This is a genomic window from Mycolicibacterium wolinskyi, from assembly GCF_002101965.1.
Lineage (GTDB): Bacteria > Actinomycetota > Actinomycetes > Mycobacteriales > Mycobacteriaceae > Mycobacterium > Mycobacterium wolinskyi.
Window position 1 is genome coordinate 189664 of the sequence record NZ_LQQA01000030.1, and the last position, 12676, is coordinate 202339.

Annotated in this window: 17 protein-coding genes; 16 read left to right on the forward strand and 1 reads right to left on the reverse strand. The window is 66.8% G+C overall.

The genetic code is table 11. The features are described 5' to 3' along the window. Nucleotides 1–81 precede the first annotated feature (81 nt). Complete coding sequence (locus tag AWC31_RS24515) at nt 82–1668, forward strand: carboxylesterase/lipase family protein (protein ID WP_085146513.1); 1587 nt, start codon at nt 82–84, stop codon at nt 1666–1668. Between the two features lie 4 nt (nt 1669–1672). Further along, nucleotides 1673–2026, forward strand: a complete 354-nt coding sequence (locus AWC31_RS24520) for a nuclear transport factor 2 family protein (protein ID WP_085146514.1) — start codon at nt 1673–1675, stop codon at nt 2024–2026. On the opposite strand, the gene AWC31_RS37515 is transcribed toward AWC31_RS24520, so the two are convergent. After that, complete coding sequence (locus AWC31_RS37515; RefSeq protein ID WP_085146515.1) at nt 2023–2496, reverse strand: hotdog fold domain-containing protein; 474 nt, start codon at nt 2494–2496, stop codon at nt 2023–2025. The genes AWC31_RS24520 and AWC31_RS37515 overlap by 4 nt on opposite strands. 433 nt (nt 2497–2929) lie before the next feature. On the opposite strand from AWC31_RS37515, the gene rpsJ reads away from it, so the two are divergent. The 14 genes from rpsJ to AWC31_RS24595 all read left to right on the forward strand — a co-directional run bounded on the left by rpsJ (nt 2930) and on the right by AWC31_RS24595 (nt 12675). Next, entirely contained in the window at nt 2930–3235 is a 306-nt protein-coding gene (gene rpsJ / locus AWC31_RS24530) for a 30S ribosomal protein S10 (RefSeq protein ID WP_003883485.1), read from the forward strand. Nucleotides 3236–3249: 14 nt separating this feature from the next. After that, nucleotides 3250–3903, forward strand: a complete 654-nt coding sequence (gene rplC / locus AWC31_RS24535; RefSeq protein WP_067842138.1) for a 50S ribosomal protein L3 — start codon at nt 3250–3252, stop codon at nt 3901–3903. Next, complete coding sequence (rplD, locus tag AWC31_RS24540; protein WP_067842139.1) at nt 3903–4550, forward strand: 50S ribosomal protein L4; 648 nt, start codon at nt 3903–3905, stop codon at nt 4548–4550. The genes rplC and rplD overlap by 1 nt, the downstream gene beginning before the upstream one ends. Then, the gene (rplW, locus tag AWC31_RS24545; RefSeq protein WP_067842152.1) at nt 4550–4852 is read left to right on the forward strand and encodes a 50S ribosomal protein L23; all 303 of its coding nucleotides are present in this window, start codon (nt 4550–4552) and stop codon (nt 4850–4852) included. The genes rplD and rplW overlap by 1 nt, the downstream gene beginning before the upstream one ends. 23 nt (nt 4853–4875) lie before the next feature. Then, entirely contained in the window at nt 4876–5712 is an 837-nt protein-coding gene (rplB, locus tag AWC31_RS24550) for a 50S ribosomal protein L2 (RefSeq protein WP_067842155.1), read from the forward strand. A gap of 12 nt (nt 5713–5724) precedes the next feature. Then, nucleotides 5725–6006 (forward strand): 30S ribosomal protein S19, encoded by a 282-nt coding sequence (gene rpsS / locus AWC31_RS24555; RefSeq protein WP_003892827.1) that lies wholly within the window; start codon nt 5725–5727, stop codon nt 6004–6006. Beyond that, nucleotides 6003–6467 carry a 50S ribosomal protein L22 gene (gene rplV, locus AWC31_RS24560; RefSeq protein WP_085146516.1) on the forward strand — a complete coding sequence of 155 codons (465 nt, stop codon included), beginning with the start codon at nt 6003–6005 and terminating at the stop codon, nt 6465–6467. The genes rpsS and rplV overlap by 4 nt, the downstream gene beginning before the upstream one ends. Next, nucleotides 6467–7330 carry a 30S ribosomal protein S3 gene (rpsC, locus tag AWC31_RS24565; protein WP_067842161.1) on the forward strand — a complete coding sequence of 288 codons (864 nt, stop codon included), beginning with the start codon at nt 6467–6469 and terminating at the stop codon, nt 7328–7330. Before rplV ends, rpsC begins: the two co-directional genes overlap by 1 nt. A gap of 2 nt (nt 7331–7332) precedes the next feature. Further along, nucleotides 7333–7749, forward strand: coding sequence for a 50S ribosomal protein L16 (gene rplP, locus AWC31_RS24570; protein WP_067842164.1), 417 nt, complete (start codon nt 7333–7335; stop codon nt 7747–7749). Continuing rightward, nucleotides 7749–7982 carry a 50S ribosomal protein L29 gene (gene rpmC, locus AWC31_RS24575; RefSeq protein WP_067842167.1) on the forward strand — a complete coding sequence of 78 codons (234 nt, stop codon included), beginning with the start codon at nt 7749–7751 and terminating at the stop codon, nt 7980–7982. The genes rplP and rpmC overlap by 1 nt, the downstream gene beginning before the upstream one ends. Next, a complete protein-coding gene (gene rpsQ, locus AWC31_RS24580; protein WP_067842170.1) occupies nt 7982–8278 on the forward strand; it encodes a 30S ribosomal protein S17 in 297 nt (98 codons plus the stop codon). Before rpmC ends, rpsQ begins: the two co-directional genes overlap by 1 nt. Before the next feature lie 86 nt (nt 8279–8364). After that, entirely contained in the window at nt 8365–8874 is a 510-nt protein-coding gene (locus AWC31_RS24585) for an NUDIX hydrolase (RefSeq protein WP_085146517.1), read from the forward strand. 272 nt (nt 8875–9146) lie between these two features. After that, nucleotides 9147–10646, forward strand: a complete 1500-nt coding sequence (locus AWC31_RS24590) for a phosphatidylglycerol lysyltransferase domain-containing protein (RefSeq protein ID WP_234816986.1) — start codon at nt 9147–9149, stop codon at nt 10644–10646. Nucleotides 10647–10752: 106 nt separating this feature from the next. Further along, nucleotides 10753–12675: a cellulose biosynthesis cyclic di-GMP-binding regulatory protein BcsB gene (locus tag AWC31_RS24595; RefSeq protein ID WP_234816987.1), complete on the forward strand. Its 1923-nt coding sequence runs from the start codon at nt 10753–10755 to the stop codon at nt 12673–12675. Nucleotide 12676: the final 1 nt, after the last annotated feature.

Here is a 12676-nt window from a genome sequence, read left to right on the forward strand (position 1 = left end):
GGTGTCAAGAAGTCACCATATGTGACCGGGGCCACTCGTGGAAGAGGAAAGCCAGATCCGTTGCCAGTAGGCTCGTGCCTCATGCGCTCGGGGCGTTGGATCATCGCGTTGCTCACGGCATTGACGCTGATCCTCGCCGGATGTGGCAGCGGCGGCAGCGAGACCGTACCTCCGGTGAGCGCGGACCCGGCGATCGTGCACACCGCGGCGGGCACCTTGCGCGGAACCGTGGCCCCCGACCATCGCCTGTTCGCCGGAATCCCGTACGCCGCACCCCCGGTCGGGCAGCGGCGGTTCGCGGCACCGGCCCCGGCGGCCGGCTGGCCGGGGGAGCGCGATGCCACCAGGCCGGGGCCGCGGTGCATCCAGGACCCCGGCGGCGACCCCGAGCAGGGACGAGATGCCGGTGAGGACTGCCTGACGCTCAACGTGTGGACGCCGCCCGCCTCGGGTGAGCTACGGCCGGTGATGGTGTGGATTCACGGCGGCGCGTTCGTCAACGGCAGCAGCGGGATCTATGACGCGCGCTGGCTGGCCGCACGCGGTGACATCGTCGTCGTCACCGTCAACTACCGCCTCGGCACCCTCGGGTTCCTCGCGCATCCCGCGCTCGGCGCGAACGGGGACGTCGGCAATTACGGTCTGGCCGATCAGCAGGCGGCGCTGCGATGGGTGCGCGACAACATCGCCGCATTCGGCGGCGACCCGCAGAAGGTAACTCTCGCAGGCGAATCCGCCGGCGGCATGTCGGTGTGCGATCACCTGGTCGCGCCCGGTTCGGCCGGCCTGTTCCGGGCGGCGATCCTGATGAGCGCGCCGTGCCAGGCTCAGGCCGACCTGGCGACAGCGACGCGTCGCAGCATCGACTACGCGGCGCAGGCCGGCTGCCCCGACCCGGCGACCGCGGCGGCGTGCCTGCGTGCGCTGCCGGTGGACAAGCTCCGAAAGCCGGTGTGGTACTTCAACATCGGCAGCGACGAGCTCACGGGTCCGGTCACCGGCACCGCGGTGCTGCCTGCGGCCCCGATTCCCGCGTTCACTGCGGGGCAGGCGGCACGGGTACCCATCCTGATCGGCACCAACCGCGATGAGTTCACGTTGTTCGTGGCGTTGCGATACCTGCGCGAGGGGCAGCGGTTCACGCCGGGGGAATACCCCGGATTACTGGCTGAGACGTTCGGGCCCGCGGCAGGCGCCGTGGGCGTGCACTATCCGGCGGACCGTTACGGCGGTGTGGCCGAGGCGTATTCGGCGGCGGTGACCGACGGCGAGTTCTCGTGCGTGGCCGACCGGATGGCCGATGAGCTGACCCGCACGGGAACGGTCTACGCATACGAGTTCAACGACCGCGGTGCGCCGGCTCCGGAGGCCATGCGTAACTTGCCTTTTCCGGTCGGAGCGAGCCACTCGCTGGAGTTGCGCTATCTGTTCGACGTCGGTGGCGCGCCGCCGCTCGACCCGGCCCAGCGGGTGCTCTCGGAGCAGATGATCGACTACTGGGCGGCGTTCGTGCGCAACACGAATCCGGCAGTCGACGGCCAACCGGCCTGGCCTGCCGTCGACGGTGCGGGCGCCCGGATGTCGCTGCGCCCCGACGGCAGCCGGATGATGGACGGATTCGAATCCCAGCACCAATGCCCGTTCTGGGCCGGCCTGAAGGAGAAGTGAGCTGATGCCGACACCGGAGGCGGCGACGTTCGCCGATGACTGGGTCCGCGCGTGGAATGCGCACGACGTCGAGGCCGTCCTCGCGCACTTTCACGACGACGTGCTGTTCAGCTCACCCGTGGCGGCCCGGGTACTTCCCGACAGCGGCGGCGTCGTGCGGGGCAAGGACGCGCTGCGCCGCTACTGGACCACCGCGCTGGCGGGCATGCCGGATCTGCACTTCGAGGTGCTCGACGTCTACCGCGGCGAATCGGTTCTGGTGATCCACTACCGCAACCAGCGCGGTGGACTGGTCAACGAGGTCCTGATCTTCGACGGCGACCGGGTGCGCGAGGGCCACGGAACCTATCTGGACTAGGCCGGCGTGACCCAGGTGGTGATGTCGGCGTGCACCACTTCGACTCCGTGGCGGTCGGTGATGCTGACCGGTACGACGATGTCGGCGCCTTCGGTGATCGTGCTGAAGTCGGGCGCGCTCAAGGTGGCGGTGGCCCGCAACGACGTGGTGGCCTTGGCGAGATAGGACACGTTCATCGCTTTGGGGATCCAGCGGTGGGTCGTGGGCACGGTGGCCTCCATCAGCATCCCCATCGCCATCTCGGCGGCATTGCACGATGCGATCGCGTGCACGGTGTGCAGATGGTTGTAGATGAAGAACCACTTCGGCACTTTTACCTCGGCAAGCCCGGGCTCCATGCGTACGACGTGCGGGACGATCGAGGCGAAATAGGGCACCCGAGCCATGGCCGCGGCCGAGAACAGGCGCGTGCCCAGGGGCTTGCCGGACAACTGCTGCCAGGCGCGGTAGGTGGTGCTCTGCTGCGTCACGGCCCCGACCTTACTCGTCGGTAAGATAGGGCGAAACGTCGAGCGTGGGAACTATGTACGCTGGGCAGCGGTTTTGCGTGCACAGCGCCCACGCTCGGCCCGTTTACCGCGGCTCGATCGGGGATTTGGAGCACGCCAGGATCTAGGGCATACTATTCGGGTTGCCTTGCGCCGGGTTCACACCTGGCTGGGCATCCGACCGGCGCCCAAATGGGCGCATCCGGTTCCAACACCGATCGCGACGGATTTTCCGACGCGGACGAGTGTGCGTGAGGGCGACACGCCCGACCGCGGGGATCGGTGGACCACAGACAGGTAAACAGCGGCGGCAATTCTCGGCGCAAACCGCGCCGGGCACCAGGCCCGAATGGGTTCCCATGGGAATCCGTGCAAGGCCGGCCGATGTACGAAGCAGGAGCGAGGTAGGAGAAGCGTGGCGGGACAGAAGATCCGCATCAGGCTCAAGGCCTACGACCATGAGGCCATTGACGCCTCGGCGCGCAAGATCGTCGAAACGGTCACCCGTACCGGTGCCAGTGTGGTGGGCCCTGTGCCGCTGCCGACCGAGAAGAACGTGTACTGCGTTATCCGGTCCCCGCACAAGTACAAGGACTCGCGGGAGCACTTCGAGATGCGCACCCACAAGCGGCTGATCGACATCCTCGACCCGACGCCCAAGACCGTTGACGCTCTCATGCGCATCGATCTGCCGGCCAGTGTCGACGTCAACATCCAGTAGGAGACCCGAGAAAAATGGCTAGAAAAGGCATTTTGGGCACCAAGCTGGGCATGACGCAGGTGTTCGACGAGAACAACAAAGTCGTCCCGGTGACGGTCGTGAAGGCCGGCCCCAACGTGGTGACCCGTATCCGTACCACCGAGCGCGACGGCTACAGCGCCGTGCAGCTCGCCTATGGCGAGATCAGCCCGCGCAAGGTCAACAAGCCCGTCGCCGGCCAGTACGCCGCCGCGGGCGTCAACCCCCGCCGGCATCTCGCCGAGCTGCGGCTCGATGACGAGGCCGCGGCCGCCGAGTACGAGGTCGGCCAGGAGCTGACCGCCGAGATCTTCGCCGACGGTGCATACGTCGACGTGACCGGCACCAGCAAGGGCAAGGGCTTCGCGGGCACCATGAAGCGCCACGGCTTCCGTGGCCAGGGCGCTGCGCACGGTGCCCAGGCAGTGCACCGCCGTCCCGGCTCGATCGGTGGCTGTGCCACCCCGGGCCGCGTGTTCAAGGGCACCCGCATGTCGGGCCGTATGGGCAACGACAAGGTGACCACGCAGAACCTGAAGGTGCACAAGGTCGATGCCGAGAACGGCGTGCTGTTGATCAAGGGCGCCATCCCCGGACGCAACGGTGGTCTGGTGGTCGTCCGCAGCGCAATCAAGCGAGGCGAGAAGTAATGACTCTCAAAATTGACGTGAAGACGCCGGCCGGCAAGAAGGACGGCTCTGTCGAGCTGCCCGCCGCGCTGTTCGACGTCGAACCCAACATCGCGCTGATGCACCAGGTCGTCACCGCGCAGCTGGCCGCCAAGCGGCAGGGCACGCACGCGACCAAGACCCGCGGTGAGGTCTCCGGCGGCGGCAAGAAGCCGTACCGGCAGAAGGGCACCGGCCGCGCCCGCCAGGGCTCGACCCGCGCGCCGCAGTTCACCGGTGGTGGCACCGTGCACGGCCCGCAGCCGCGCGACTACAGCCAGCGGACCCCGAAGAAGATGATCGCCGCCGCACTGCGCGGTGCGCTCTCCGACCGGGCCCGTAACGAGCGCATCCACGCGGTCACCGAGCTGATCGAGGGGCAGACCCCGTCGACCAAGAGCGCGAAGGCGTTCCTGGGCTCGCTGACGGAGAACAAGAAGGTTCTCGTTGTCATCGGCCGCACCGACGAGGTGGGCGCCAAGAGCGTGCGCAACCTGCCCGGTGTGCATGTGATCTCGCCGGATCAGCTCAACACGTACGACGTGCTCAACGCCGACGACGTGGTGTTCTCGGTCGAGGCCCTGAACGCTTACATCAGCGCGAATACCAAAGAGGAGGTGTCGGCCTGATGGCAACGATTACAGACCCCCGCGACATCATCCTGGCTCCGGTCATCTCGGAGAAGTCGTACGGGCTGATCGAGGACAACGTGTACACGTTCGTGGTGCACCCGGATTCGAACAAGACGCAGATCAAGATCGCCATCGAGAAGATCTTCGGCGTCAAGGTCGATTCCGTGAACACCGCCAACCGTCAGGGCAAGCGCAAGCGCACCCGCACCGGCTTCGGCACGCGCAAGAGCACCAAGCGCGCGATCGTCACGCTGGCTGCCGGCAGCAAGCCCATCGACCTGTTCGGAGCGCCGGCCTAGCCGGCAGAGAGACCTAGAGAATCATGGCAATTCGCAAGTACAAGCCGACGACCCCGGGTCGTCGCGGTGCCAGCGTCTCCGATTTCGCCGAGATCACTCGTTCGACTCCGGAGAAGTCGCTGGTTCGCCCGCTGCACGGCAAGGGTGGTCGTAACGCTCACGGCCGCATCACCACTCGCCACAAGGGTGGTGGCCACAAGCGCGCCTACCGCGTCATCGACTTCCGTCGCCACGACAAGGACGGCGTCAACGCCAAGGTCGCGCACATCGAGTACGACCCCAACCGCACGGCCAACATCGCGCTGCTGCACTACCTGGACGGCGAGAAGCGCTACATCATCGCGCCGCAGGGCCTCAAGCAGGGCGACGTGATCGAGCAGGGCGCCAACGCCGACATCAAGCCCGGCAACAACCTGCCACTGCGCAACATCCCCGCGGGCACCGTGATCCACGCCGTGGAGCTGCGTCCCGGTGGCGGTGCCAAGCTGGCCCGCTCGGCCGGTGTCAGCATCCAGCTGCTGGGTAAGGAAGGCACCTACGCGTCGCTGCGTATGCCCTCGGGCGAGATCCGCCGCGTCGACGTGCGCTGCCGCGCCACGGTCGGCGAGGTCGGAAACGCCGAGCAGGCCAACATCAACTGGGGCAAGGCCGGCCGCATGCGGTGGAAGGGCAAGCGCCCCACCGTTCGTGGCGTCGTGATGAACCCGGTCGACCACCCGCACGGCGGTGGTGAGGGTAAGACCTCCGGCGGTCGTCACCCGGTGAGCCCGTGGGGCAAGCCCGAGGGCCGCACCCGCAAGCCCAAGAAGCCGAGCGACAAGCTCATCGTCCGTCGCCGGCGCACCGGCAAGAAGCGCTAGGAGTAGATAGCGATGCCACGCAGCCTGAAGAAGGGTCCGTTCGTCGACGACCATCTGCTCAAGAAGGTCGACGTACAGAACGAGAAGAACACCAAGCAGGTCATCAAGACCTGGTCGCGTCGATCCACCATCATCCCGGACTTCATCGGGCACACCTTTGCGGTGCATGACGGCCGCAAGCATGTCCCGGTGTTCGTCACCGAGGCGATGGTTGGGCACAAGCTGGGCGAGTTCGCCCCGACGCGCACGTTCAAGGGTCACATCAAGGACGACCGGAAGAGCAAGCGGCGATGACAACCACGATCGAATACCCGTCAGCGACGGCGAAGGCGCGCTTCGTGCGCGTCTCGGCCAGCAAGGCCCGCCGCGTCATCGACCTGGTCCGCGGCAAGAGCGTCGAGGAAGCCCTCGACATCCTGCGGTGGGCACCGCAGGCCGCCAGCGAGCCGGTCGCCAAGGTGATCGCGAGCGCTGCCGCCAACGCGCAGAACAACGAGGGCCTGGATCCGTCCACCCTGGTGGTTGCCACCGTCTACGCCGATGAGGGTCCGACCGCCAAGCGCATCCGTCCGCGCGCCCAGGGGCGTGCGTTCCGGATCCGCAAGCGCACGAGCCACATCACCGTGATCGTGGAGAGCCGGCCGCCCAAACAGAAGGGCGCGTCAGCCCAGTCGGCTCGCAGCCGTCGTGCTCAGGGCAGCAAGGCAGCCGCGAAGAAGACCACCACGCCCGAGACGAAGGGAGGCTCGGAGTAGTGGGCCAGAAGATCAATCCCCACGGCTTCCGGCTCGGTATCACCACCGACTGGAAGTCCCGGTGGTACGCCGACAAGCAGTACAAGGACTACGTCAAGGAAGACGTCGCGATCCGCCGCCTCCTGGCCACCGGCCTGGAGCGGGCCGGCATCGCCGATGTGGAGATCGAGCGCACCCGTGACCGGGTTCGCGTTGACATCCACACCGCGCGTCCCGGCATCGTCATCGGCCGCCGTGGCACGGAGGCCGACCGGATCCGCGCCGACCTGGAGAAGCTGACCGGCAAGCAGGTGCAGCTCAACATCCTCGAGGTGAAGAACCCTGAGTCGCAGGCTCAGCTGGTCGCCCAGGGTGTTGCCGAGCAGCTGTCGAACCGTGTCGCGTTCCGCCGCGCCATGCGCAAGGCGATCCAGTCGGCCATGCGCCAGCCCAACGTGAAGGGCATCCGGGTCCAGTGCTCGGGCCGCCTCGGCGGTGCTGAGATGAGCCGCTCGGAGTTCTACCGCGAGGGTCGGGTTCCGCTGCACACGCTGCGCGCGGACATCGACTACGGCCTGTACGAGGCCAAGACCACCTTCGGCCGGATCGGCGTGAAGGTCTGGATCTACAAGGGCGACATCGTCGGTGGCAAGCGTGAGCTCGCCGCTGTCGCGCCGGCAGCTGACCGGCCGCGTCGTGAGCGTCCGTCGGGCACCCGTCCGCGTCGTAGCGGTTCGTCGGGCACCACCGCGACGAGCACCGAGGCCGGACGCGCTGCCACCGAAGAGGCGCCGGCAGCACCTGCCATCGCAGAAGCGACGGGTGGCACCGAAGCAGCAGCCGCAACTGCTGCCGAGACCACCACAGAAAATTCGGAGAGCTAGTCATGCTGATTCCCCGCAAGGTCAAGCACCGCAAGCAGCATCACCCCCAGCAGCGTGGCATCGCCAGCGGCGGCACGCAGGTGAGCTTCGGTGACTACGGCATCCAGGCCCTGGGCCATGCCTACATCACCAACCGGCAGATCGAGTCCGCTCGTATCGCCATCAACCGGCACATCAAGCGTGGCGGCAAGGTGTGGATCAACATCTTCCCGGACCGCCCGCTGACCAAGAAGCCCGCCGAGACCCGCATGGGTTCCGGTAAGGGTTCGCCGGAGTGGTGGGTCGCGAACGTGAAGCCCGGACGCATCCTGTTCGAGCTGAGCTACCCCGACGAGAAGATCGCCAGGGACGCACTGACCCGCGCGATCCACAAGTTGCCGATCAAGGCACGCATCGTGACCCGAGAGGAGCAGTTCTGATGGCAGTGGGAACTACGCCTGGTGAACTGCGCGAACTGACCGACGACGAGTTGAAGGACAAGCTGCGCGAGTCCAAGGAAGAGCTGTTCAACCTGCGCTTCCAGATGGCGACCGGCCAGCTCTCCAACAATCGTCGGCTGCGCACTGTGCGCCAGGAGATTGCACGGGTTTACACCGTGCTGCGTGAACGTGAGTTGGGTCTGGCATCCGGGCCCGTTGGTGAGGAAGCGTAATGGCAGAGACTAAGGGCCCCAAGCACACTCCGCGGACGGAGAAGCCGCGCGGTCGCCGTAAGACCGCCATCGGCTACGTCGTCAGCGACAAGATGCAGAAGACGATCGTCGTGGAGCTGGAGGATCGCAAGAGCCACCCGCTGTACGGCAAGATCATCCGCACCACCAAGAAGGTGAAGGCGCACGACGAGAACGGCGACGCCGGCATCGGCGATCGCGTCTCGCTCATGGAGACCCGTCCGCTGTCCGCCACCAAGCGGTGGCGCCTGGTCGAGGTGCTCGAGCGCGCGAAGTAACCTTCGCATCCACATGTGCAAACCCCCACCCGCCACTCGGCGGTGTCGGGGGTTTGTGCATTTTCGGAGCGGGCGATGACGTGGTGATGGACGAGACGGTCGCGGTGTATGACGCAGGCGGCAATGTGGTTGGTGCGGCGCCGCGTTCGCGGGTGTACGCCGACGGGTTGTGGCATGCGAGCGCCGGGGTGCTGGTCCGCTCGACCGATGGCCGGCGACTCTACGTGCATCGGCGTTCGGACACCAAGACGGTGTTCGCGGGCATGCATGACTGCCTCGCGGGCGGCGTCGTCGACGCCGGGGAGTCCCCGCTGCAGGCCGCGACCCGCGAACTCGCCGAGGAACTGGGCGTCACCGGGCAGTATCCCGTCCCGCTGGCCTCGGCGGCGTGGGACGGGGAGTGGGCGGGACGTCCGATGCGCTGTCATCTGTTCGCATATCAGGTGACCTACGACGGGCCGATCCGTCATCAGGCGTCCGAGATCGCCGACGGGTGGTGGTGGACCGACGACGAACTCGCCGACCGGCTTGCCGCACCGGACTGGCCGTTCGTGCCCGACACCCGCGTGCTGATCCCGAATTTGTTGCGCCGGTAGCCGATTTTCGCCGTCATCGCGGCCGGTGGGCACATGCCGACCGTATGCGGCGAATCGCCGGCAACGAACTGTTGCTGAATTCGACGCGCCACTGCGAACCTGGGCGCACGCAACGAATTCCGATTTGCTCGTCGGCCGAGCTGCCATACCATCGCGCACATGAGGGTGGGGATATGGCGTCGAATTCGCGCCGATTGCGTGGCTAGCGTCCAAGTCGGCATATTAACTGCGGTGTCAACACCGGTGCGTCACGTGTAGCCACGATGACCGCGATGTCCACGGCCGCGCGCTCGAGACCGGCGACGTTCCTGGAGTGGTACTACGGGCTGCATCCGACCTACCGCCTGGTGATCCGGTGGGCGCTGATCACCGGTCTGACGGCGTTCGCGTTCCGGGCCAGCTTCGCCAGCCTGGTCACCACGACGCGCGAGGGTGGCATCGGCGGTTACGTGTGGACGGTGCCGTTGGTCGCCGCGCTCGTCGCGGTCGGGGTGGCGCGGCGCAACCGCACCGAGCTGCCGATCCACGACCGGCAGACCGACATCATCGTCGGCACCATGGGTTTGGGCCTCGCGCTGATGATCCAGGCGGCCCTGCTGGATCGATATGCGTTGTACTTCCATCTGCTGCGCCTCGATCTGGTCGCCGCGTGGCTGTTCGTACTGTGTTGCTGCGTAATACTTTTCGGCCTTCGGCCAGTCATCCGGTTCACGTGGGTATGGGCATTGTTCGCGCTCGCGTTCTCGCTTCCGTACTACCTCGCGGTGGTCCTGCTTGGCGGTGGAAAGTTCGCCGCCGGGGCGGCAACGCTTCTCATCGCCGCGGTCGGTACGGGTATCGCTGTGGGCCGGACGTTTCGGCGCGGCGTGCTGGGTTCGCTGGGCGCGTGGGCGGTCGGCTTCGCGGTGCTCATCGCGATCGGGACGATCTTTCCGGACACGCCGTTGTTGACCTACCAACAGGTACCCGCGGTGGCGGCGATCTGCGTGGTCGGGGTCGCGATGTATCTGACATCCCGGCGCGGCGTCCGGAAGCGGATTCTGGACCGCAAGGTGGAACCGCTCGCGGCCAAGCAGGTCTGGTCGGGTGTGCCATTGGTGGTGGCGGCCGCGGTGGCGCTGTCACTGTGTGCCCTGCCGACGCAGACCACCACCGCTCCGATCAGCAGGCCCAGTCCCGTTGCGCTGTCACCGGGCCAGCCGTTGGTCGCGCCGGGCGGATGGTCGACGATCGAGCGTGAGGATTTCCGGCAGGTCCACCGTTTCTACGGAGACAATGCCGTGCTGGTACGTCAGTACATGCGGGCCGATCACGGAAACCCGCGCTGGGACAAACTGTCTCGGCCCAGGACGGTGGTGGTGGACAGCATTGTCAGTCGGCGGCCGTTCACGTTCGGGGTCTACCCGGCGCGTGTGCTGTACGGGCTGACCGGGGCGCGGTTGAGTGCCCAGCGCCCGGTCGACCTCGGCATGGGCGTACACGGTCTGATGTTGTCGGTCGTGGACGACGATCTGCTGGTCACGTGGAACTCGCTCCAATTCGCTTGGGGTGACAGCGATCTCGCGAAGCGGGTGACGGTATTCGCCGTCGACAACCATGAACCGGATGCGCCGTTCCCGACCCCGTCCGGCAGCGTCGTGTCGAATCTCCGCACGCTCATCACCTTGCTGTTCCGGGGCAACGCCGTGCTCGACGAACGCAAACCGGTGTTCAAGGACCAGGAACTTCTCACCATTTTCGGGCGCGCTCTGGTGGCCGCACAGTTCCCGTGATCACGAAATGAGGGTGACGTACATGGCCAACCGCACACGTCGGAGCGCGGGTAACGATTTCAGTGAATACCGGTGCGAGCACAACTCCCGGCCTAGGCTTTTTCGAGTGACTGCACGGATGATGCCGCTGCTGGCCGCCGCGATTGTCGTTGCCGGAACTGCGCTGCCCGGTGTCGCGCATGCCGAGCCAGAAGATCCGTCACTGGCCAGTTCGCCAACGCTGAACCTGCGCACACTCGGCGCTGACCCGACGATCTCCCTCTACGGCGTACAGGGCGCGCAAACCCTGACAATACCGGTGCCACCCGGGCTGGTGCCCGCCGAACTGACCGCGACGGTGCAGATGCCGGTCAACGCTCGGGGCGGAACGCTGGAGGTCACGCAGCAGGACCGCACGATCTCGCGCGTGCCGCTGCCGCCCGATCAGGCACCGATCACGGTTCCACTTGCCGGGGCCAGGGTCGTCGACAACGCCGTCACGGTTTTGCTGACCGATTACCTGACGCTGCCCGACGGGTACTGCGTGTACGACCCGACCAATCCGCTGCGGCTGGTCAACACTGAGGTGCGCTACACCGGCCTGGAACGCGCGCCAACGGCGATCGCCGATTTCGTCCCGCCGGTGCTGCGAAAGCTCACGTTGTTCGTGCCGCCGAAACCGTCCAAGCCCGAAGCGGACGCCGCCGTACGCCTGGCGACGGCCACGGTGGCCCAGTACGGACTGCAACGCCCCGACGTCGATGTCGTCGCCACCGACGGAGGCGCCCTGCCGCCGCCACAGCCACTGGAGCGCCAGATCGTCATACGTGCGGGCGATGCTCCCGGCCTGAGCCTGCAGGGCCCCAATGCCGTTCCGGCCCTGGTGGTCTCGGGGTCGGCCGGTGAGCTGACCAATCAGGCGCGGTTGTTGTCCAGCGATATCTCGAAATTGGCCGTGCGGTCGAAAGCCGTTGTGGGGCCGCTTTCGCGGGCACCGCAGCTTCCCGGTGACCTCACGACGATTCGCCAACTCGGCCAGCCCGGTGTCAATGCCACCTCGCTGGTCAATCCGCGCGTGACGATTCCCCTCGACCAGACCAGGCTGGGACGCTCGGTCCACGGCGTGCGCGTACATCTGCAGGGGTCGTACACGCCGCTGCCCACGAGCATCGCCGGTCAGGTGGTGGTCAGCATCGGCGGGCAGACCATCGCTCGATGGGCAACCGAGACGAGCGGAACGATCGACCGTTGGATCGATGTTCCCGACCGGCTGTTACAGCGCTACACGAATCTGGACGTGGAGGTCGACGCGGCGGGGAACACCGGCCGCTGCGGTGAGTTCCAGCCGATCACGCTCACGATCGACGGCGAGACGCCCGTGCACAGCAAGCTCGCCAAGCCGCCGGTTCCGCTCGGATTCCAGTCGCTGCCACAGGCGTTGATGCCGCGCGTCGAGGTCGGTATCGACGACGGGCTCGACAATCTGCGGCGCGCGGTGTTGATCCTGACGGGCCTGCAGCGCCTGAGCGCACGGCCGTTCGATACCGCGGTCGTATCGCGGGACGATGCGATCGCCTCGTCGAATCCCGCGGTGATCGTGAGCGCCGACGAGTGGAACGACGAGCGGATCACGCTCCCGGTTGCCGAGAACGCCGACGGCGTGATCAGTGTCGAAAACGTTGACGGCAGCGGTGATTCGAGCACGCTCACGCTGGACCCGAGGATCGGCTTCGGTTCGCTGCAGACGGTCTACAGCGGTGGTCGCACCGTGCTCGTCGCGACGTCCACCGACGCCCCGCAGGAGCTCGACCGGTTGTTGGGCTGGCTGGATTCCGACATCGGACGCTGGGCAGGCCTGACCGGCAACGCGCTGGTGGCCATACCCGGACGTGACCCGGTCGAACTGACCACGCAGGCGGCGCTGGAACCCGAGGCGGCTGCCACGGGTGACCGCAAAGCGTTGTTCCTCGGTATCAGCGCCGGTGTGGTGGCGCTGACGGTTTTGGTCGGGGCGCTGATCGCACTGCGTGGCCGGCGGTCTCGGAGCTAGC